15 protein-coding genes are annotated in these 20209 nt (G+C 70.1%); 13 read left to right on the top strand and 2 right to left on the bottom strand.

Annotation, left to right across the window (positions count from 1 at the left end; all coding sequences use genetic code 11):
• The first annotated feature begins 2 nt into the window (after positions 1–2).
• From AB0F04_RS21045 to yidD, 3 genes are all read left to right on the top strand, one after another.
• A complete protein-coding gene (locus tag AB0F04_RS21045) occupies positions 3–2687 on the top strand; it encodes a SpoIIE family protein phosphatase (RefSeq protein WP_362043475.1) in 2685 nt (894 codons plus the stop codon).
• A 368-nt stretch (positions 2688–3055) separates the two neighbouring features.
• Positions 3056–4816: an FAD-dependent oxidoreductase gene (locus AB0F04_RS21050; protein ID WP_362043476.1), complete on the top strand. Its 1761-nt coding sequence runs from the start codon at positions 3056–3058 to the stop codon at positions 4814–4816.
• A 69-nt stretch (positions 4817–4885) separates the two neighbouring features.
• Positions 4886–5323, top strand: coding sequence for a membrane protein insertion efficiency factor YidD (yidD, locus tag AB0F04_RS21055; RefSeq protein WP_362043477.1), 438 nt, complete (start codon positions 4886–4888; stop codon positions 5321–5323).
• A 73-nt stretch (positions 5324–5396) separates the two neighbouring features.
• Here yidD and AB0F04_RS21060 read toward each other — a convergent pair whose 3' ends face one another.
• Positions 5397–6584, bottom strand: coding sequence for an extracellular solute-binding protein (locus tag AB0F04_RS21060; protein WP_362043478.1), 1188 nt, complete (start codon positions 6582–6584; stop codon positions 5397–5399).
• Between the two features lie 272 nt (positions 6585–6856).
• Between AB0F04_RS21060 and AB0F04_RS21065 the strand changes: the two genes are divergently transcribed.
• From AB0F04_RS21065 to AB0F04_RS21085, 5 genes are all read left to right on the top strand, one after another.
• On the top strand, positions 6857–7942 hold the full coding sequence (locus tag AB0F04_RS21065; protein WP_362043479.1) for an S-(hydroxymethyl)mycothiol dehydrogenase: 1086 nt from the start codon (positions 6857–6859) through the stop codon (positions 7940–7942).
• Positions 7942–8577, top strand: coding sequence for an MBL fold metallo-hydrolase (locus AB0F04_RS21070; protein WP_362043480.1), 636 nt, complete (start codon positions 7942–7944; stop codon positions 8575–8577). The genes AB0F04_RS21065 and AB0F04_RS21070 overlap by 1 nt, the downstream gene beginning before the upstream one ends.
• 413 nt (positions 8578–8990) lie before the next feature.
• Complete coding sequence (locus tag AB0F04_RS21075; protein WP_362043481.1) at positions 8991–9353, top strand: bifunctional 3-phenylpropionate/cinnamic acid dioxygenase ferredoxin subunit; 363 nt, start codon at positions 8991–8993, stop codon at positions 9351–9353.
• Positions 9350–10513: an FAD-dependent oxidoreductase gene (locus tag AB0F04_RS21080; RefSeq protein WP_362043482.1), complete on the top strand. Its 1164-nt coding sequence runs from the start codon at positions 9350–9352 to the stop codon at positions 10511–10513. Before AB0F04_RS21075 ends, AB0F04_RS21080 begins: the two co-directional genes overlap by 4 nt.
• Positions 10514–10605: 92 nt before the next feature.
• Complete coding sequence (locus tag AB0F04_RS21085) at positions 10606–11742, top strand: aromatic ring-hydroxylating dioxygenase subunit alpha (RefSeq protein ID WP_362043483.1); 1137 nt, start codon at positions 10606–10608, stop codon at positions 11740–11742.
• A 63-nt stretch (positions 11743–11805) separates the two neighbouring features.
• Here AB0F04_RS21085 and AB0F04_RS21090 read toward each other — a convergent pair whose 3' ends face one another.
• Positions 11806–12552 carry an IclR family transcriptional regulator gene (locus tag AB0F04_RS21090; protein WP_362043538.1) on the bottom strand — a complete coding sequence of 249 codons (747 nt, stop codon included), beginning with the start codon at positions 12550–12552 and terminating at the stop codon, positions 11806–11808.
• A 208-nt stretch (positions 12553–12760) separates the two neighbouring features.
• On the opposite strand from AB0F04_RS21090, the gene betA reads away from it, so the two are divergent.
• From betA to AB0F04_RS21115, 5 genes are all read left to right on the top strand, one after another.
• Positions 12761–14422: a choline dehydrogenase gene (gene betA / locus AB0F04_RS21095; RefSeq protein WP_362043484.1), complete on the top strand. Its 1662-nt coding sequence runs from the start codon at positions 12761–12763 to the stop codon at positions 14420–14422.
• 195 nt (positions 14423–14617) lie between these two features.
• Complete coding sequence (locus tag AB0F04_RS21100; RefSeq protein WP_362043485.1) at positions 14618–16087, top strand: aldehyde dehydrogenase family protein; 1470 nt, start codon at positions 14618–14620, stop codon at positions 16085–16087.
• A gap of 19 nt (positions 16088–16106) precedes the next feature.
• Positions 16107–17195, top strand: coding sequence for a glycine betaine/L-proline ABC transporter ATP-binding protein (locus tag AB0F04_RS21105; protein WP_362043486.1), 1089 nt, complete (start codon positions 16107–16109; stop codon positions 17193–17195).
• Entirely contained in the window at positions 17195–19204 is a 2010-nt protein-coding gene (locus tag AB0F04_RS21110) for an ABC transporter permease subunit (RefSeq protein ID WP_362043487.1), read from the top strand. The genes AB0F04_RS21105 and AB0F04_RS21110 overlap by 1 nt, the downstream gene beginning before the upstream one ends.
• A 13-nt stretch (positions 19205–19217) precedes the next feature.
• Positions 19218–20180, top strand: coding sequence for an ABC transporter substrate-binding protein (locus AB0F04_RS21115; RefSeq protein ID WP_362043488.1), 963 nt, complete (start codon positions 19218–19220; stop codon positions 20178–20180).
• The last annotated feature ends 29 nt before the right edge of the window (positions 20181–20209 follow it).

The raw sequence follows: 20209 nt of genomic DNA on the forward strand, positions 1-20209 counted from the left end.
GCATGGCGAGTCTTTTCGCCCGTTTTCGACAGCTGTCGGTCAAGCGTCTGATCAGCAAGAGCACGCGGACTGTAGCCGGGCAGGTTCTCGTTTTCCAGGTGGCTCTGGTAGTGCTGCTCGTAGCCTGCGGCGTCTTCGCTCTCATCCTGCAGTCGGAGCGGGACAGCAGCGCCGAGGCCAGACGCCGCTCCACGGCCGTGGCGCAGACCTTCGCACACTCGCCGGGCGTCCTGGCGGCGCTGCGGACCCCGGATCCCAGCAAAATCCTCCAGCCGCTCACCGAGGCGGCACGCCGGGCCGCCGACGTCGACTTCATCGTGGTCATGGACACCGAGGGCACCCGGTACACCCATCCCTTGCCGGACCGGATCGGAGAGCGGTTCGTGGGTGAGATCGGGCCGTCGCTGGCCGGGAAGGTCTTCGTGGAGAGCGTCGACGGCCCGCTCGGTCGTGAGGTGCAGGCCACGGTTCCGGTCAAGGACGCCGACAGTGATGTGGTGGCCCTCGTCTCGGCGGGGATGAAGGTCAAGAACGTCGAAAGTCAGTTGAACCAACAACTACCGATCATCCTGGGTGCGGGGGCCGGAGCGCTCGCGCTGTCGGCCGGGGTGACGGCGCTGGTGGGCAGGCGGCTGCGACGGCAGACACACAGCCTTGCCCCGGACGAGATGGCTCTGATGTACGAGCATCATGACACCGTGCTCCACTCCGTACGGGAAGGGGTGCTGATCGTGGCCGCCGACGGGCGGCTGATGCTGGCGAACGACGAAGCCAGACGACTGCTGGAGCTGCCCCCGGACATCGAGGGGCGGCTCGTCTCGGACCTGCCGGGCCTCGATCCCGAGACCAAGGCGCTGCTCACCTCGGGGCGCGAGGCGACCGACGAGGTGTTCCTGGCGGGAGAGCGGCTGATCGCGGTCAACCAGCGGCCCACGGGTCAGCGGCCCACGGGTCGCGCGGGAGGACCCGGGGAGACGGTGGTGACGCTGCGCGACTCCACCGAGTTGCAGGCGGTGACGGGCAGGGCGGAGGTGGCAAGGGAACGGCTCCGGCTGCTGTACGACGCGGGACTCCACATCGGTACCACCCTCGACGTGCTGCGCACCGCGGACGAACTGGCGCGAGTCCCCATCCCTCGCTTCGCGGACTTCGTCACCGTGGACCTGGCCGACGCCGTCCTGCACGGCGAGGAGCCGGCCCCGACGGGGACGGCCATGCGGCGCGCGGCCGTGTCCGGCATCGTGGACAACCATCCGCTCATCGAGCAGGGCCGGCTCTTCGACTATGTTCCCGCGACGCCGCAGGCCCGCGGATACGGCAGCGGCCGCTCCCAGCTGGTGAGCGATCTGCCGACCGCCACGAGCTGGCGCGTGCAGGACCCGGAACGGGCCCAGGCGGTCATCGACTACGGCATCCACTCCCTCATCACCGCGCCCATCCAGGCCCGCGGCGTCGTCCTGGGCATGGCCAGCTTCTGGCGCGCGCAGCAGCATGAGCGCTTCAACGAGGAGGACGTCTCGCTTGCGGAGGAGTTGGTGGCCCGTGCCGCGATCAGCATCGACAATGCCCGCCGCTACACCCGCGAGCACACCCTGGCGGTCACCCTCCAGCGCAGCCTGCTGCCGCAGGCCATGCCCGAGCAGAACGCCCTCGACATCGCCTACCGCTACCTCCCCGCGCAGTCGGGCGTGGGCGGGGACTGGTTCGACGTGATTCCCATGCCGGGCAGCCGGGTGGCCCTCGCCGTCGGCGATGTGGTCGGCCACGGCCTCCACGCCGCCGCCACGATGGGGCGGCTGCGCACCGCCGTGCACAATTTCTCCGCCCTCGACCTGCCCCCCGACGAGCTGCTGAGCCATCTGGACGACCTGGTCGGGAGCATCGACCAGAGCGAGACGGCGGAAAGCGCCGCGGGCGTCGTGGGCGCCACCTGCCTCTACGGGATCTACGACCCCGTGACACGCCGCTACGTCATGGCGCGGGCGGGGCATCTTGCGCCCGCTCTGGTCCGTCCCGACGGGACCGTCACCTTCCCGGACGTGCCCGCCGGCCCGCCGCTGGGCCTGGGCGGCATGCCGTTCCGGACCGCGGAGCTGTGCCTCGCCGAGGGGACCCAGCTCGTCCTGTACACCGACGGCCTCATCGAGGACCGCAGGCGCGACCTGGACGTGGGAATGGAACTGCTGCGCGAGGCGCTCACCGGCAACCCCGGCCGGCCACCCGAGGAGACCTGCCAGGAGGTGCTGGACAGGGTGCTTCCCGGGCGCCCCAAGGACGACGTCGCCCTGCTCGTCGCCCGTACGCGGCAACTGCCGCCCGACCGCATCGCAGACTGGGACGTTCCCCAGGACCCCGCCGCCGTCGCGGGGATGCGCGACGCCGTCGCCCGGAAGCTCGAAGCGTGGGACCTGGCGGAACTCGGCTTCACCATGGAGCTCATTCTCAGCGAGCTCATCACCAACGCCATCCGCTACGGCTCCGGGCCGATCCACGTCCGGCTGATCCGCGACCGCACGCTGATCTGCGAAGTCGCCGACGGCAGTAGCACCTCACCTCATCTGCGCTACGCCGCGACGACGGACGAGGGCGGCCGCGGTCTGTTCCTGGTGTCGCAGATGGCCGAGCGCTGGGGCACCCGGTACAGCCCGCAAGGCAAGGTGATCTGGGCCGAACAGGCCCTGCCCTAGCGCCGTGTCCGGGATGCCGCTCCGGGCGTGAGAGCCCTGCATGCCGCCGGTCCTCGATGCATCAGGCGCAGGGTCCGTCGGGCCGGCACCGGCTCGGCGGTCTCTCGTCCGGTCCGGCCGAATCCGTCCGCCGTCCACAAGGCTGAGGGGTGACACGGCCGCCGGGGGATGTGGATGAGCGGGCCGCTGCCCTCACCGAGCAAAGACCGGCCGGCCACGGAGCGGCGCCCTCTCCGACTCCCCGCAGGTGCGTGCCGTGACCGGTCCAAGTGATGCGCCATCAGGCCAAGTTACGTCGGCTCTCTTCCGGGGTTCCTGCCCCGCCCATATCCTCGTGCGGCTGACGTTACCAACGGTAAGGGGTGGCGATGAGTGGCACCACGCGCAGAGAGTTCCTGGGCACTGCCGCGGCCGCCGGCGGCTTGGCCCTCGGAACCGCAGAGGGGGCTTCGGCCGAGGACGCCTCCTCACCGCGGACCGTGGCGGTCCTGGGCGGCGGCGTCGCCGGGCTCACGGCCGCACACGAACTCGCCGAGCGCGGCTTCCGGGTCACGGTCTACGAGCGCAGGGCCTTGGGCGGCAAGGCCCGCAGCATGGACGTACCGGACAGTGGCACGGGCGGCCGACGCCCCCTGCCGGGTGAGCACGGCTTCCGCTTCATCCCCGGCATCTACCACAACCTGCCCGACACGATGCGGCGCATCCCCTTCCCCGGCAACCCGGGCGGCGTTCACGACAACCTCGTCGCCCCGAAGGAGATGCTCTTCGCAAGGTCGGGCGGCCGTGAGGACATCCGGATTCCGTTGCCCTGGCCCGACAACCCCCCGGCCGAACTCACCCCCGAGGAAATCCGCCGCGCCTTCACCGCCGTTCTGGACACGGCCTTCAACCTCCCGCTCCACGAGGCGCTCTACTTCGCCAACCGCATGCTGGTCTTCCTCACCAGCTGCGACCAGCGCCGCGACACCGTATGGGAGCGGACGCCCTGGTGGGACTTCGTGCGCGCCGGACGGATGTCCTACGACTACCAGCGGGTCCTCGCGGTCGGCATCACCCGCAACATCGTGGCCACCAAGGCCGAGGAGGCCAGCACCCGCACGGTCGGCACCCTGCTGGAGGCCTTCGCCTTCAACGTCCTCGGGCTGGGCGCGGACGGACCACTGGACCGGATCCTCAACGCACCCACCAACGAGGCGTGGATCGACCCCTGGGTGACCTACCTGAAGTCACTCGGGGTGGAGTTCCGCGTCGGCTGGACCGTACGGGACCTGACCCTGGACGCGGGTGCCATCGCCGGAGCCGTCGTGGAGGACCGCTCAGGCACGCGCCGTACCGTCACCGCCGACCACTACATCTCCGCGATGCCCGTCGAGCACGCCCGCCGCACGTGGAACTCCGCCGTCCGCGCAGCCGACCCCCAGCTGGCCGAGTGCGACCGGCTGGAGACGGACTGGATGACGGGCATTCAGTTCTACCTGACCGAACGCATACCGACCGTGCACGGCCACCTCGACCTCATCGACTCCCCGTGGTCGCTGACCGCGATCGCCCAGGCCCAGCACTGGCCCGGCCGCGACTTCCCGGCCGATTACGGCGACGGTACGGTCGTGGACTGCCTGTCCGTGGACGTCTCCGAGTGGGACCGCCCGGGCATCCTGTACGGCAGGACCGCCAAGCAGTGCACCCGTACCGAAGTGGCACGCGAGGTGTGGGCACAGCTGAAGGCTTCGCTCAACGACGGCGGCCGTACGGTCCTGCGGGACTCCGTGCTGCACTCCTGGTTCCTCGACCCCGCTGTCGACGGCCTCGGCACGCCGCATCCCGTCAACGAGGAACAACTGCTCATCCACCCGGTGGGCACCTTCCACCACCGCCCGCAATCGGCCACGAAGATCCCCAACCTCTTCCTGGCCGGCGACTACGTGGCCGTACCCATCGACCTCGCCACCATGGAGGGCGCCAACTCCTCGGCCCGGCAGGCGGTCAACGCCCTGCTGGACCGATGCGGATCCACCGCGCCCCGCTGCACGGTGACCCCCCTGTACCGAGCCCCCGAACTGGAGCCCCTCAGACGCCACGACCGCACCCGCTACCTCCTCGGCCTGCCGAATGCCTTCGACATCGGCTGAAGCCCCCCGGCATCCCGTTCCCGACACTCCGTATGATCTTTCCGCGTTGCGAAGAAGCGGGGGTGGGCAGTGGCGCGGAACGGTCGGCGCGGCCGGAGGGGGACCGAGGACGGCGAGGAGGAGGGCTGCTGCGCGGCAGCGCTCGACACGCTGACGCACCCCTGTTGCTGCGGCGGTGCGTGGTCACAGGCGGCGGCCCTGTGGCTGACGTTGCTGCGCCCCTCGCTCACCGCCGGTCACGGCGCCGACCCGGCCGCGCCCCCGCCGCGCGGCCGGGCGGCGGCCGCGATGTACCGGTCCGTGCGGCACTACCGCGTCGCGGTCAGCCCGACCCGGCCGCCGTGCTGCCCGTACACCCCGAGCTGCTCCACGTACGCCGTCCAGGCCCTCCACCATCACGGCGCCCTCCGCGGTGGCAGGCTGATCCTGGCGCGCCTGCTGCGCTGCCGCCCCGGAGCGGCCCGGATCCGCGGCTACCGGGACCCGGTACCGCCGGGCCGTCACTGACGACCACGAGGATTCCGGCACCGGCCGCCATAACCGGGGAGGCCGAGGACGTCCGACCGGTGCGAGCACGCCCTCACAGTCCCGCGATGTGATTCCACCGCCTGCTGAACTCCACACGTTCGTCGGAGCCGACGTCCCGTGCGATGGCCAGCCGGCTGCGCATCTCCTCGTCGGGGAAGATCAACGGATTCTCGGCGAGGGCGGCGCTCTCCGCGTCCCGTGCGGAGGCCAGGACCTCCCGTGCGGCGGGGACCGGGCAGACGTAGTTGACCCAGGCGGCCAGCTCGGCGGCGACTTCGGGAGCGTAGTAGTGGTCGATGAGCCGCTCCGCATTCGCTTTGTGGCGGGCGAGGTTGGGGATCATCAGCGACTCGGCCCACAGCTCGGCGCCCTCCTCGGGGACGACGAACTCGATGTCCGGGTCGTCCGCCCGGAGCTGGATCACATCTCCCGAATACGCCTGGCAGGCCAGGACGTCACCACTGGACAGGTCCTTGATGTAGTCGTTGCCGGTGAAGTGCCGGATCTGTCCCGCTTTCACCTGCTTCTCCACCTGGTCGCAGACGGTGTGGAAGTCGTCGGCCGTCCAGCGGGTGATGTCGACGCCGTTGCCCTGCATCAACAGTGCGAACGCTTCATCCATACCGGACAGCAGTGTGACCCGGCCCCTCAGGTCGCTCGCCCACAGATCCGACACCTGCCGTATCTCCCGGCCGGTCCTGCGCCGGTTGTACGCGATGCCGGTGATGCCGGACTGCCACGGCACCGTGAACGCGCGGCCGGGGTCGAAGACCGGTGAACGCAACTGCGGGTCGAGATACCGGGTCACGTTCGGCTGCCGGGCCCGGTCCATCTCCTGCACCCAGCCGAGCCGCACGAACCGCGCGCTCATCCAGTCACTGACGACGATCAGATCGCGTCCGGTGGGCCGGCGGTTCATCAGTGCCGGGCTGATCTTGCCGAAGAACTCGTCGTTGTCGTTGATCTCCTCGACGTACTCGACCGAGATCCCCGTGCGCTTCTCGAAGGCCTCCAGGGTGGGCCGCCGCGAGGGGCGGTCGTCATCGGTGTCGATGTACAGCGGCCAGTTCGCCCAGTTCAGCCGCTGATCGGTGGAGGAAAGGTCGACGGCGGCGCGGTCGCCGGGGCGTACGTACGCGGCCGGGACACCACACCCGGTGAGTCCGCCGAGGGCCGCGCCGGAGCCCAGGACGCGCAGCAGCGTGCGGCGGGAGAGCGGAGGGATCGTCTTCAGGGGCATCGGGGCAGCATGCCGCGTCCGGTGACGACCGGACAATCGGCACCGCGTCGAGGGGCCGGAGACGCCTACGGACACCTTGTCGATCAACGGGCACGGGCTGACGGCCCCGCCTCGGCGATCGCGCGGGCCACCGAACCGGTCCGGTTGCGGCCGACCTCTTGACCCCGGTGTCCTCCTCCCCGATGCTCGGTTGCGTATAGCGGTGCGTGTATCTGATGAGGCAACTCATGAAGCAGTGCACCCGCGTGACTTTCCCGTCCTAGGAGCAGCCCATGGCTCACGAGGTACGTGCCGTCGTCGCCCGGAAGAAGGGCGCCCCGGTTTCCGTCGAGACGATCGTCGTTCCCGATCCCGGTCCCGGTGAGGCCCTGGTCAAGGTCGAGGCGTGCGGCGTCTGCCACACCGACCTCCACTACCGCGAGGGCGGGATCAACGACGAGTTCCCCTTCCTGCTCGGACACGAGGCGGCGGGCCGCGTCGAGGCGGTGGGGGAGGGGGTCACCGGCGTCGAACCCGGTGACTTCGTCATCCTCAACTGGCGTGCCGTGTGCGGCCAGTGCCGCGCGTGCAGCAAGGGCAGGCCCTGGTACTGCTTCGCCACCCACAACGCGACGCAGCCCATGACGCTGCTCGACGGCACCCCGCTCTCACCCGCCCTCGGCATCGGTGCCTTCGCGGAGAAGACGCTGGTCGCCGCCGGGCAGTGCACCAAGGTGGACCCGGCCGCCCCGGCGGCGGCAGCAGGGCTGCTCGGATGCGGTGTCATGGCGGGCTTCGGCGCCGCCGTCAACACCGGCACCGTCGGGCGGGGAGACTCCGTCGCCGTCATCGGCTGCGGCGGTGTCGGCATGGCCGCCGTCGCGGGAGCCCGGCTCGCCGGCGCGTCCAGGGTCATCGCCGTCGACATCGACCGGCGCAAGCTGGACCGTGCCCTGGCCATGGGGGCCACCCACACCGTCGACGGCGCCAAGGACGACGTGATCGAGGCGGTGCGCGAACTCACCGGCGGTTTCGGCGCGGACGTCGTCGTCGAGGCCGTGGGCCGCCCGGAGACGTACCGGCAGGCCTTCTACGCACGGGACCTGGCCGGCACGGTGGTCCTGGTCGGTGTGCCCACCCCGGAGATGAAGGTGGAACTGCCGCTGCTCGACGTCTTCGGCCGTGGCGGCTCGCTGAAGTCCAGCTGGTACGGCGACTGCCTGCCCTCGCGTGACTTCCCGGCCCTCATCGACCTCTACCTGGGCGGCCGGTTCGACCTGGACGCGTTCGTCACCGAGACCATCGGCCTCGGTGACGTGGAGGAGGCCTTCGAGAAGATGCACGGCGGCGACGTGCTGCGCTCCGTGGTGGTGCTGTGATGGCCGGCTCGCCCCGCATCGAACGCCTCGTCACGAGCGGAACGTTCAGTCTCGACGGTGGCACCTGGGACGTCGACAACAACGTCTGGGTCGTCGGTGACGACGACGAGGTGGTCGTCATCGACGCGGCGCACGACTCCGACGCCGTCCTGGAGGCCGTCGGTGACCGCCGCCTGGTGGCCGTCGTGTGCACCCACGCCCACGACGACCATGTGCGCGCGGCACCGGACGTCGCCCTCGCCACCGGCGCGCGCGTCCTGCTGCACCCCGACGACCAGGTGCTGTGGAAGATGGTGCACCCGAACCGGCAGCCCGACGCTCCCCTCGCCGACGGCGACGACCTCGTCGTGGCGGGCATCGGCCTGCGCGTGCTCCACACGCCCGGGCACGCACCCGGGGCCGTGTGCCTGCACGCCCCCGACCTCGGGGCGCTGTTCAGCGGCGACACGCTGTTCGCGGGAGGGCCCGGCGCGACCGGACGCTCGTACAGCGACTTCGGCACGATCCTGACCTCGATCGGCGACCGGCTGCTGACCCTCCCCGGTGAGACGGTCGTGCACACCGGACACGGCGACACGACCACCGTCGAGGCGGAAGCCCCGCACCTGCAGGAGTGGGCCGCCCGCGGCTGGTGACACGAGCACCGCCGCACGGGCCGCTGTGGCCGAACAGCCTCGGCCCTCCACATTCCGGGCCGACCGATTCGCGACATGACCGGCGGGCCCCGCGGACCCGGACTGCTCCGGCTTCGGTGCCGGTCCCAGCCGCCGTGCAGGATGCTGGTGCGCCCTTGTCCACGACGTCGCCTCGACGGCCGACGCGGTGCGCGTGACCGCGGGTCTCGGGTGCGCGCCGACGCCGTCGCACATGCCCCCGTCCCACGGGCGCCCAGCCTTGACCTGCGTTTCCTATGACGCAGGTTATTTCATATGACGCAACAAAATTCCGGCGCCGAGCGGCCCGTGAACTCCTTGACAAGGGTTTGCGGACGCCCTCACACTGGCGTTGCGTTGACCGCAATCCGTTTCGCTATACGCACCGAGGTGTCATGATGATTCCCGCGTGCCGTCTCGTGGATCTGCCCCGAGGCGAGGCCCACAGGCTCGACATCGCCCCGCCGGTCTCGGTGTTCCACACCGACGACGGCGAGCTCTTCGCCATCGACGACACATGCACCCACCAGGACGCCTCGCTCGCCGACGGCTGGCTGGAGGGCCGCGAGGTCGAATGCCCGCTGCACGCCTCGAAGTTCGACCTCACGACCGGAGCCGTCGACGCCCCGCCGGCCAAGCTCCCGGTGCGCACGCACGAGGTCTTCGTCGAGGACGGCATGATCTACGTCCGGCTCTCCACGGCCGCCCCGAACCTGCCTCCCTGCATAGCCGCCCGGCTCGCCGGGGGCGTCGCGTGAGGACGGTGGCCGTCGTGGGCGCGTCGCTGGCCGGTCTGTCAGCGGCGCGTTCCTTGCGGAAGCAGGGATACGACGGACGGCTGGTCGTCATGGGCGACGAGCTCCACCGTCCCTACGACAGGCCGCCGCTGTCCAAGGAGTTCCTGGCCGGCGGCATCGGCGAGGCCGATCTCGCCCTGGAGCCGGACGGCGAGGACCTGCAAGTGGAGTGGCTGCTCGGAGCCCGTGCCGCCCGGCTCGACACGACACCCCGCGCCGTACGTCTCACCGACGGCCGGGAGGTGAGGGCCGACGGCATCGTCATCGCCACCGGTGCCGCCGCCCGCACCCTGCCCGGCATGGACGGCCTGGCCGGAGTGCACACCCTGCGCACCCTGGACGACGCCCGCGCCCTGCGGGACGAACTGGCCGGGGGCGGGCGCCTCGTCGTGATCGGCGGCGGCTTCATCGGCGCCGAGGTCGCCTCCACCGCCTGTGCGCTCGGCCTCGACGTGACCATCGTCGAGGCCGAGCCCACACCACTGGCCGGACCGCTCGGCGCCACCATGGGCAGGATCGTCTCCGCCCTCCACGCCGACCACGGTGTACGCCTGTTGTGCGGAGTCGGCGTCAAGGGGCTGAGCGGCGAGACCCGCGTCGACGCCGTCCTGATGGAGGACGGCCGCAGCATCCCCGCCGACATCGTCGTCGTGGGCATCGGAGCCCGCCCCTGCGTCGACTGGCTGGCGGGCTCCGGAGTCGAACTCGCCGACGGCGTCAAGTGCGGCGCGGACGGCCGTACCAGCCTGGCCGGGGTGGTCGCGGTCGGCGACTGCGCCTCCTGGTACGACCCCCGCGCCGGCACCCACCGCCGTGTCGAGCACTGGACCGGCGCCCGGGAACGACCCGACGCGGCGGTCGCCGCCCTGCTCTCCTGGGGCGAGTCCGAACCGGGCGTCCCGAGACCGCCCTACTTCTGGTCCGACCAGTACGGCGTGAAGATCCAGTTCGCCGGCAACGCGTCCCGCGCCGACAGCGTCACGATCGAGGAAGGCGCTGCGGACGACCGTGACGTCCTGGCCGTCTACCGGCGTGCCGGGCACCCGGTCGCCGTCCTCGGGATGAACCAGCCCCGCCTGTTCATGCGCTGGCGCAAACAGCTCGCGGCCCACACGCCCTGAGAGGGCGTTGCTCCCTGATCCGACGACGTCCGGTGCAGCTCGTCCGGCGCGTGTGCGTGCCCGTTCCACGACGTCTCCCCGAGGAGTGCACTGTGACCTCGACCGGTCTGCCGGAAAGTCTCATCGCCACCCTGCCCGGCTCCGCCTACACCGACCCCGGCATCTTCGCCCAGGAACAGGAACACATCTTCGAGGCGATGTGGTTCTGCGCCGTGCGTTCCGCCGACCTCGCCGGTCCCGGGGCGTTCCGGACCGTCCAAGTGGGCCGCGAGAGCATCCTCGTCACCCGAGCCCGCGACCAGTCCGTACGCGCTTTCTACAACGTCTGCCGGCACCGCGGAGCCAAGCTGTGCACGGCGGAGAGCGGCGAGGTCAAGCGCGCCTTCCAATGCCCCTACCACGCCTGGACGTACGACCTGACGGGCAAACTCGTCGCGGCACCCAACCTCACCAAGATGCCCGACGTCGGTCGCACCGAGTACGGCCTGGCGAGCGTGGCGACGCGCGAATGGCTCGGCTACGTGTGGGTGTGCCTCGCCGAGAACCCGCCCCCCTTCGACGAGGTCGTACAGGACGTCGTCGCCCGTCTCGGCGACACGGAGTCGATCGAGCGCTACGGCATCGAGGACCTCGACATCGGCAGGCGCATCGTCTACGACGTCCGGGCGAACTGGAAGCTCATCGTCGAGAACTTCATGGAGTGCTACCACTGCGCGACGATCCACCCCGAACTCACCGAGGTACTGCCCGAGTTCGCCGACGGCTACGCAGCCCAGTACTACGTGGGACACGGCGCGGAGTTCGGCTCCGACGTGAAGGGCTTCACCGTCGACGGCTCGGAAGGCCTCGACCGCATCCCGGGCGTCACCGAGGACCAGGACCGCCGCTACTACGCGATCACCGTCCGCCCGCAGGTGTTCATCAACCTCGTGCCCGACCACGTGATCTTCCACCGGATGTACCCGGTCGCCGCGGACCGCACCATCGTCGAGTGCGACTGGCTGTACCTCGAGCACGTCGTCGAGAGCGGCAAGGACGTCAGCCGGTCGGTGGAGCTCTTCGACCGGGTCAACCGGCAGGACTTCGACGCCTGCGAGCGCTGCCAGCCCGCGATGAGCTCCCGGCTGTACGCCAAGGGCGGGGTCCTCGTGCCCAGCGAGCACCACATCGGCGAGTTCCACACCTTCGTCCAGGAGCGACTCGGCGCGGGGCTGAAGCGACCGCAGTAACGGCGGCTCCCCGGCGGCCCGGCCCCCGGGTGCGCGGGGCGGCCGGCGCAGGCGCGGCCGGGGTCAGCCCAGATATCCCATCCGGTGGCTGATCTCGTCCGCGCCCTTGACCAGCACCGGAGCGAGATCGTGAATACGGTCCTCGGTGAGCCGGTACGCCGGCCCCGAAGCGCTGAGCGCCGCGATGACCTCCCCGTCCCGGTTGCGGACCGGGGCGGCCATGGCGTGCAGTCCCGCCTCGAACTCCTCCAGCGTCCAGGAGTAGCCGCGCTCCAGCGCCTCGGCGAGGTTCTTCTCCAGCTTCGTCTTCGCGGTCAGAGTGCGCGGCGTCATCTTCTTCAGACCCGCGTCCGACAGCAGCGCGGCACGCTCCTTCGCCGGCATGTGGGCCAGCAGGATCTTGCCGCTGGACGTGGCGTGCAGCGGCGTCAGCTGGCCGACCCAGTTGAACGCCGTCACAGCGCCCGGACCGCGCACTTGGTACAGGTTGATCGCGTACTTCTCCTGCATCACGGCGAGATTCACCGTCTCGCCGATCTCCTCTGCGAGACGCTCGCAGACCGGGCGGCTCTGCTGAGTGATGTCGATGCGTCCGGTGACCGCGCCGGCGAGACGGACGATGCCGAAACCGAGGCGGTACTTGCCGCGCTCGCCCGCCTGCTCCACCAGTCCGCGTACTTCCAGGGCGCCCAGCAGCCGGAACGCGGTGGACTTGTGCACGTCGATCTCGGCGGCCACCTCGCTGACGCCGGCCTCGCCGCGCCGGGCCAGGATCTCCAGCACGGTGATGGCCCGGTCGACCGACTGCACCCCACCGGCCGGCGCACTTGTCGTTTCGGTATCTGGATGGTAGTTGCTCACAACGCAACTATACGGGTGATTAACTTAGCCGACAGCGATGCAGGTCACGGGCCTGGAGCGGAAAACCCGAAGTTGCGCCGTCCGCAACCTGGTGCGCATAGAGATACCGGTACTAGCATGCCGCGCATTCTCTACGGCGCGAGCGAGACGAGGCCTCATGGCTGACTTGCGGTACGACTTCGTCATCGTCGGTGGTGGATCGGCCGGCTGTGCACTGGCCAACCGGCTCTCCGCGGACCCCGGCAACCGGGTGCTGGTCCTGGAGGCGGGCAGACCCGACTACCCGTGGGACGTCTTCATCCACATGCCTGCGGCACTGACCTACCCGATCGGCAGCCGCTTCTACGACTGGAAGTACGAGTCCGAACCCGAGCCCCACATGGGCGGCCGGCGCGTCTATCACGCGCGCGGCAAGGTCCTGGGCGGCTCCAGCAGCATCAACGGCATGATCTTCCAGCGCGGCAACCCCATGGACTACGAGCGCTGGGCGGCCGACCCCGGAATGGAGAGCTGGGACTACGCCCACTGCCTGCCGTACTTCCGGCGGATGGAGAACTGCCTGGCCGCCGACCCGGACGACGAGTTCCGCGGCCACGACGGCCCCCTCGTCCTCGAACGCGGTCCGGGGGCCAACCCGCTCTTCGAGGCCTTCCTCAAGGCCACCGAGGAGGCGGGACACGCTCCCACCAGCGATGTGAACGGCTATCGGCAGGAAGGTTTCGCCAGGTTCGACCGCAATGTCCACCGCGGGCGCCGGCTGTCGGCCGCGCAGGCGTACCTCAAGCCCGTGCGGAACCGGCCCAACCTCACCGTCACCACGCGTGCCCTGGTCACCCGCGTCCTCTTCGAGGGCAAGCGCGCCGTCGGCGTCGAGTACCGGCGCGGCCGCGGCAGGCCCCAGCGGGTGCGGGCCGGGGAGGTCATCCTCTGCGGAGGTGCGATCAACTCCCCGCAACTCCTCCAGCTCTCCGGCGTCGGCAACGCCAAGGAACTCGCGGCGCTGGGCGTGGACGTCGTACACGATCTGCCGGGCGTCGGCGAGAGCCTCCAGGACCACCTGGAGGTGTACATCCAGTACGCCTGCAAGCAGCCCGTCTCCATGCAGCCCTACCTCGCGAAGTGGCGGGCCCCCTTCATCGGCCTGCAGTGGCTCTTCCGTACGGGACCGGCGGCGACCAACCACTTCGAGGCGGGCGGCTTCGTCCGCGGCAACGACGACGTGGACTACCCCAACCTGATGTTCCACTTCCTGCCCATCGCGGTCCGCTACGACGGCTCCGTCCCGGCCGGCGGACACGGCTACCAGGTGCACGTCGGACCCATGTACTCCGACGCCGTCGGCTCGGTGAAGATCAAGAGCAAGGATCCCGCCGAGCACCCCGCGCTGCGCTTCAACTACCTCTCCACCGAGCAGGACCGCCGCGAGTGGGTCGAGGCCGTCAGGGTCGCGCGCAGGCTGCTCAACCAGCCCGCCATGGCCCCGTACAACGCCGGGGAGATCTCGCCCGGCCCGTCCGTGGAGAGTGACGAGGAGATCCTCGCCTGGGTCGCCAAGGACGCCGAGACCGCCCTGCATCCGTCCTGCACCTGCAAGATGGGCACCGACGAGATGGCCGTCGTGGACCCGGCCGACCTGCGCGTGCACGGCGTGGAGGGACTGCGGGTCGTCGACGCGTCCGTGATGCCCTACATCACCAACGGCAACATCTACGCGCCGGTGATGATGATCGCGGAGAAGGCGGCCGACCTCATCCTCGGCAAGGAGCCGCTGCCGCCGTCCGGGGCCACGTACTACCGGCACCGCGAAGCATCCGCGTAACCCACTGTTTTCAGACAGCCGACCGGCCCGGAAATCCGGTGGTCCGGGCTGGTCGGCGTCGGGTTCTATGTGTTGCCTCCTTGGCAGAACCGTCATCGGCCAACCCCTTGACGTGCGTTCCCGCCTTCTCCAGAGTGTTCCACCACAAGCAATGCGGTGCGTGATGCGCAACGTGATTCGCTCGAAAGGTCCGATGTGGCAGACCTGTACGTGGACGGTAAATGGCGGGATCCCGTGGCCGGAGGCCACCGGGACATCCGCTGCCCCGCCGACGGCACACTCTCCGTGACCGTGTCCGAAGGCACCCGCCCCGACACCGAGGCGGCCATCGCCGCGGCCCGCCGGGCCTTCGACGAGGGGCCCTGGCCGCGCACCCCCGAACGCGAACGTGGCGCGCTCCTGCTGCGCACCGCCGACACCCTCGAACGCGACGCCGACGCGTTCGCCCGCGCCGAATCACTGGACACCGGCAAGCGGCTGGTGGAGAGCGAGTACGACATCGCCGACGTCGTCTCCTGCTTCCGCTACTACGGCGGCCTCGGCGGCACCGACGCCGGCCGCGTGATCGACACCGGTCGCGACGACGCCGTCAGCCGCGTCGTGTACGAACCGATCGGCGTGTGCGCCCTGATCACCCCCTGGAACTACCCGCTGCTCCAGGCGAGCTGGAAGGTCGCCCCGGCCCTCCTCGCCGGCAACACCATCGTGCTCAAGCCCAGCGAACTCACCCCCTCCACCTCGATCCTGCTGATGAAGGCCCTGGCGGAGGCCGGACTTCCGGACGGCGCCGCCAACCTCGTCCTGGGAACCGGACCCGAGGTGGGAGCACCGCTCGCCGAGGACCCCGCCGTCGACATGGTCTCCTTCACCGGCGGTCTGGACACCGGAAGACGCATCATGGCCACCGCCGCCGCGACCGTGAAGAAGGTCGCGCTGGAGCTCGGCGGCAAGAACCCCAACGTCGTCTTCGCCGACGCCGACTTCGAGACGGCCGTGGACTTCGCGCTCACGGCCGTCTTCCTGCATTCGGGCCAGGTCTGCTCGGCCGGCGCCCGGCTGATCGTCGAGGACGCGCTGCACGACCGGTTCGTCGACGAGCTGGTCCGCCGCGCCCGGCGGATCCGCCTCGGCGGCCCGTTCGACCCGCAGGCCGACACGGGCCCGCTGATCTCCGCCCAGCACCTGGCGAAGGTCGAGGCGTACGTCGCGGCCGGACTCGCGGAGGGCGCCGTCCTGCGCTGCGGCGGCGAACGCCCGGACGACCCGGCCCTGGCCGGCGGCCACTACTACCCGCCGACCGTGCTCGACGCGTGCGGTCAGGACATGAGCGTGGTGCACGAGGAGTCCTTCGGGCCGGTCCTCACCGTGGAGCGCTTCACCGACGAGGACGACGCCGTACGCATCGCCAACGACACCGCGTACGGACTCGCCGGAGCCGTCTGGACGCAGGACGCCGGCAAGGCCCAGCGGGTCGCCCGCCGGCTGCGCCACGGCACGGTGTGGATCAACGACTACCACCCCTATGTGCCGCAGGCGGAATGGGGCGGGTTCGGGGATTCCGGCGTGGGCCGGGAGCTGGGACCGACCGGCCTGGACGAGTACCGGGAGCCCAAACACATCTGGCAGAACATCCAACCCCGGCCGCAGCACTGGTTCCGCGGCTGAACGCCGAAAGAGGTCGAGCATGACCCCAGCAACGACCGAGGCGTCGCGGCGGCGCGACACCCCCCAGGACTCCGCGCCCACTCCCGTCATCTCCGTGCGCGAGCTGTGGAAGGTGTTCGGAGCGAAGGCGGCCCAGGTGCCCGGCTCCGAGGAACTTCGCGGACTCACCCGCCGCGAACTGATGGACCGCACCGGATGCACGGCCGCGGTGCGCGACGTGAACTTCGATGTCGCGCCCGGCGAGGTGTTCGTCGTGATGGGCCTGTCCGGCTCCGGCAAGTCCACCCTGGTGCGCTGTCTGACCCGGCTCATCGAACCCACCGCCGGCGAGATCCTCTTCGAGGGCGAGGACATCCGCGACGCGGACGCGAGCCGCCTGCGCGAGCTGCGCCGCAGCAAGTTCTCCATGGTCTTCCAGCACTTCGGGCTGCTGCCGCACCGCCGGGTCGTCGACAACGTGGCCTTCGGCCTGGAGATCCGCGGCATGAGCAGAGCCGAACGCACCAGGCGCGCGCTGGAGGTCGTCGAACTCGTCGGCCTCTCGGGCTACGAGAGCTCCTACCCCGATCAGCTCTCCGGCGGCATGCAACAGCGCGTGGGTCTCGCCCGCGCCCTGGCCGGCGACCCCGACGTCCTGCTCTTCGACGAGCCGTTCTCGGCGCTCGACCCGCTGATCCGCCGGGACATGCAGAACGAGGTCGTCCGTCTGCACCATGAGGTCGGCAAGACGATGGTGTTCATCACCCACGACCTGTCCGAAGCGCTGCGGCTGGGCGACCGCATCCTCATCATGCGCGACGGCAGGATGGTCCAGTGCGGCACCGGCGACGAGCTGGTCGGCGCCCCGGCGGACGACTACGTACGGGACTTCGTCAGGGACGTGCCCCGCGGTGACGTGCTGACCCTGCGGTGGATCATGCGCCCGGCGGAGCCCGACGACCCCCTGGACGGCCCCGAACTGGGTCCGGACGTCGTGGTCAAGGAGGCCACACGGGCGGTGCTCGCGGCCGACAAGCCGGTCAAGGTCGTCGAGAACGGCACACTGCTCGGCATCGTCGGCGACGACGAGATCCTCGCGGTGGTCGCCGGACAGGAAGGCGACGCCTGATGACCGTCGCCGTACAGAAGACGGAGAGGCCGGAGAGAACCGGGGCCGAGGAGCCGCCCGCTCCCGCCCGGCGCGCGCCCACGGTCAGCCGCTCGGTGATCGTCGCCGGGATCCTGGTCGTCTGGCTCGTCCTCTTCGCCGTGCTGCGCGGCAAGCAGACCCTGTCCCTCGCCGCCGCCGATCTGACCGACCTGCACCGGTGGTTCAACGACGTCAACGACTCCATCGGCGCCAACCGCAACTCCAACCCGCTCTTCCTCTACTTCTTCAACGAGATCCGCCTGGTCATCGACACCCTGGTGACCTTCGTCCAGGAGCTGATATCGCAGCCGACCGCGGGCCGTCCGGTGCCGCAGATCGGCTGGCTCGGAGTCGTGGGCATCGCCGGCTACGTCTCCTGGGCCGTGGCCAACTGGCGGGTCGCGCTGCTCGCCGTCGCCGGCTTCACCTTCCTCGGCCTCCAGGGCCTCTGGCAGGAGAGCATGGACACGCTGGCGCTGACCCTCTCCGCGGTCTTCGTGGCGCTGCTGTTCGCCCTTCCCCTGGGCGTGTGGGCCGGGCTGTCCGACCGGTTCAACCGTGTCGTCACGCCGTTCCTGGACCTCATGCAGACGATGCCGACCTTCGTCTACCTGGCGCCCCTGACCCTCTTCTTCCTGATCGGCCCGGCCTCCGCCACCATCGCGACGGCCATCTACGCGGCGCCACCCGCCATCCGCATCACCGCCCACGCCATACGCTCGGTTCCCGAGAGCACGGTCGAGGCGGCGGACTCGATGGGCGCGACGCGGCGCCAGGCGCTGCTGAAGGTCCTGCTGCCGATGTCCAAACGGACCGTGGTGATGGGCGTCAACCAGACCATCATGGCCGCCCTGGCCATGGTGACGATCGCGGCCCTGATCAACGCGCCCGGCCTCGGAGCGACCGTCGTCCAGGCGCTGCAGTCACTGGACGTCGGCACGGCGTTCAACGCGGGACTGGCCATCGTCGTCATGGCCATCGTGCTGGACCGGGTCACCACCGCCGCGAGCGGACGGGCCGACACGGCCCGGGGCTCGGACAGTCCCTTCCTCAGATGGCGGCGGCACCTGCTGGTGGCCGGGGGAGTGGGCGCCCTGGTCCTGGTGTACCTGTCGCACACGTACCTGTGGGCGGCCGAGTTCCCCGGCGAGGGCGGCACCGGCAGCACCATCGCCAGGGCGGCGACCGACGTGACCACCTGGGCACAGGACAACCTGTCGGGCCTGACGAACGCCTTCCGCGACCTTCTCACCAACGGCCTCCTCAACCCCTTCCAGACCCTGCTGACCGACTCCCCGTGGTGGCTCGTGGGTGCAGCTCTCGTCGCCCTCGGCACGGTGCTCGGCGGATGGCGTGCCGGGGCCACCACCGCCGTGTGCGTGGGTCTGCTCATCGGCACCGGTGTGTGGTCGGACGCCATGACGACCCTGGCCTCCACCGCGGTGGCCACCGTGCTCGTCATGCTGCTCGGCGTCGTCCTCGGGGTGTGGATGGGCCGCAGCGCGCTCGTCGACCGGCTGCTCAGGCCCTCCCTGGACGCGGCCCAGGTCATGCCGCCGTTCGTCTATCTCGTGCCGTTCCTCGCGCTGTTCGGCGCGACACGGTTCACGGCGATCGTCGCCGCGATCGTCTACGCGGCACCCGTCGCCATCAAGATCATCGCCGACGGGGTGCGGGCCGTGCCCGGGACCACCGTCGAGGCCGCGATGTCCACCGGATGCAACACCTGGCAGATCATCACCAAGGTCCAGCTGCCGATGTCACGCGGCGCCCTGACCCTCGCCACCAACCAGGGCCTCATCTACGTGCTGTCGATGGTCGTCGTGGGCGGCCTGGTGGGAGCGGGCGCCCTCGGGTACGACGTCGTGGCCGGGTTCTCGCAGGGCCAGCTGTACGGCAAGGGACTGGCGGCCGGACTCGCCATCGTCCTGCTCGGAGTCATGTTCGACCGGATCACTCAGGCAGCGGCTCGCCGCGCCGGGGCATAAGGAGCACCTCACCATGGCACGACACTTCAGAGCCGGCGCTGCCGGCCTGGCCGTCCTCGGCCTCACCCTCACGGCCTGCGGGGGCGCGAAGGTCGGCGACGACAGCGCGGCCGGCGCGGCCGGCTCGGGCAAGTGCGGCACCTTCAACCTCGCGATCAACCCGTGGGTGGGCTACGAGGCGAACGCGGCGGTCCTCGCTTACGTCGCCGAACACGACCTCGGCTGCAAGGTCGAGCAGAAGGACCTCAAGGAGGAGATCGCCTGGCAGGGCTTCGGCACGGGCGAGGTCGACGCCGTCGTGGAGAACTGGGGCCACGACGACCTGAAGAAGAAGTACATCACCGACCAGAAGACGGCCGTCGAGGCCGGCCCGACCGGCAACAAGGGCCTCATCGGCTGGTACGTGCCGCCGTGGCTGGCGAAGGCGCACCCGGACATCACCGACTGGAAGAACCTCGACGAGTACGCCTCGAAGTTCAAGACCTCGGAGTCGGGCGGCAAGGGGCAGCTCCTCGACGGCGACCCGTCGTTCGTCACCAACGACGAGGCGCTGGTGAAGAACCTCAAGCTGGACTTCAAGGTGGTGTACGCGGGCAGCGAGACCGCGCTCATCCAGGCCTACCGCAACGCCGAGAAGAACAAGGAATGGGTGATCGGCTACTTCTACGAGCCGCAGTGGTTCATGTCCGAGGTGCCCCTGAAGAAGGTCAGCCTGCCCGAGTACAAGGAGGGCTGCGACGCCGACGCGGAGAAGGTCGCCTGTGACTACCCCGTGTACGAGCTCGACAAGATCGTCAGCGCGAAGTTCGCCAAGTCGGGCAGCCCGGCCTATGACCTGGTGAAGAACTTCACCTGGACGAACGAGGACCAGAACACCGTGGCGAAGTACATCGCGGTGGACAAGATGGCGCCCGAGGCGGCGGCGAAGAAGTGGGTCGAGGCCAACCGCGACAAGGTCGACGCCTGGATCAAGTAGCGCGCGGGAACGCCCGTGTGAGTCCGGCC

It is taken from the genome of Streptomyces sp. NPDC029041, assembly GCF_040637515.1.
Classification (GTDB): domain Bacteria; phylum Actinomycetota; class Actinomycetes; order Streptomycetales; family Streptomycetaceae; genus Streptomyces.

What these genes read in the sequence shown, in the direction of transcription:
- AB0F04_RS21115 (WP_362043488.1), top strand. Translation starts at nt 19,218, where the DNA reads ATGGCACGACACTTCAGAGCCGGCGCTGCCGGCCTGGCCGTCCTCGGC.
- AB0F04_RS21105 (WP_362043486.1), top strand. Translation starts at nt 16,107, where the DNA reads ATGACCCCAGCAACGACCGAGGCGTCGCGGCGGCGCGACACCCCCCAG.
- AB0F04_RS21050 (WP_362043476.1), top strand. Translation starts at nt 3,056, where the DNA reads ATGAGTGGCACCACGCGCAGAGAGTTCCTGGGCACTGCCGCGGCCGCC.
- AB0F04_RS21065 (WP_362043479.1), top strand. Translation starts at nt 6,857, where the DNA reads ATGGCTCACGAGGTACGTGCCGTCGTCGCCCGGAAGAAGGGCGCCCCG.
- AB0F04_RS21075 (WP_362043481.1), top strand. Translation starts at nt 8,991, where the DNA reads ATGATGATTCCCGCGTGCCGTCTCGTGGATCTGCCCCGAGGCGAGGCC.
- AB0F04_RS21070 (WP_362043480.1), top strand. Translation starts at nt 7,942, where the DNA reads ATGGCCGGCTCGCCCCGCATCGAACGCCTCGTCACGAGCGGAACGTTC.
- AB0F04_RS21045 (WP_362043475.1), top strand. Translation starts at nt 3, where the DNA reads ATGGCGAGTCTTTTCGCCCGTTTTCGACAGCTGTCGGTCAAGCGTCTG.
- betA (WP_362043484.1), top strand. Translation starts at nt 12,761, where the DNA reads ATGGCTGACTTGCGGTACGACTTCGTCATCGTCGGTGGTGGATCGGCC.
- AB0F04_RS21110 (WP_362043487.1), top strand. Translation starts at nt 17,195, where the DNA reads ATGACCGTCGCCGTACAGAAGACGGAGAGGCCGGAGAGAACCGGGGCC.
- AB0F04_RS21060 (WP_362043478.1), bottom strand. Translation starts at nt 6,584, where the DNA reads ATGCCCCTGAAGACGATCCCTCCGCTCTCCCGCCGCACGCTGCTGCGC.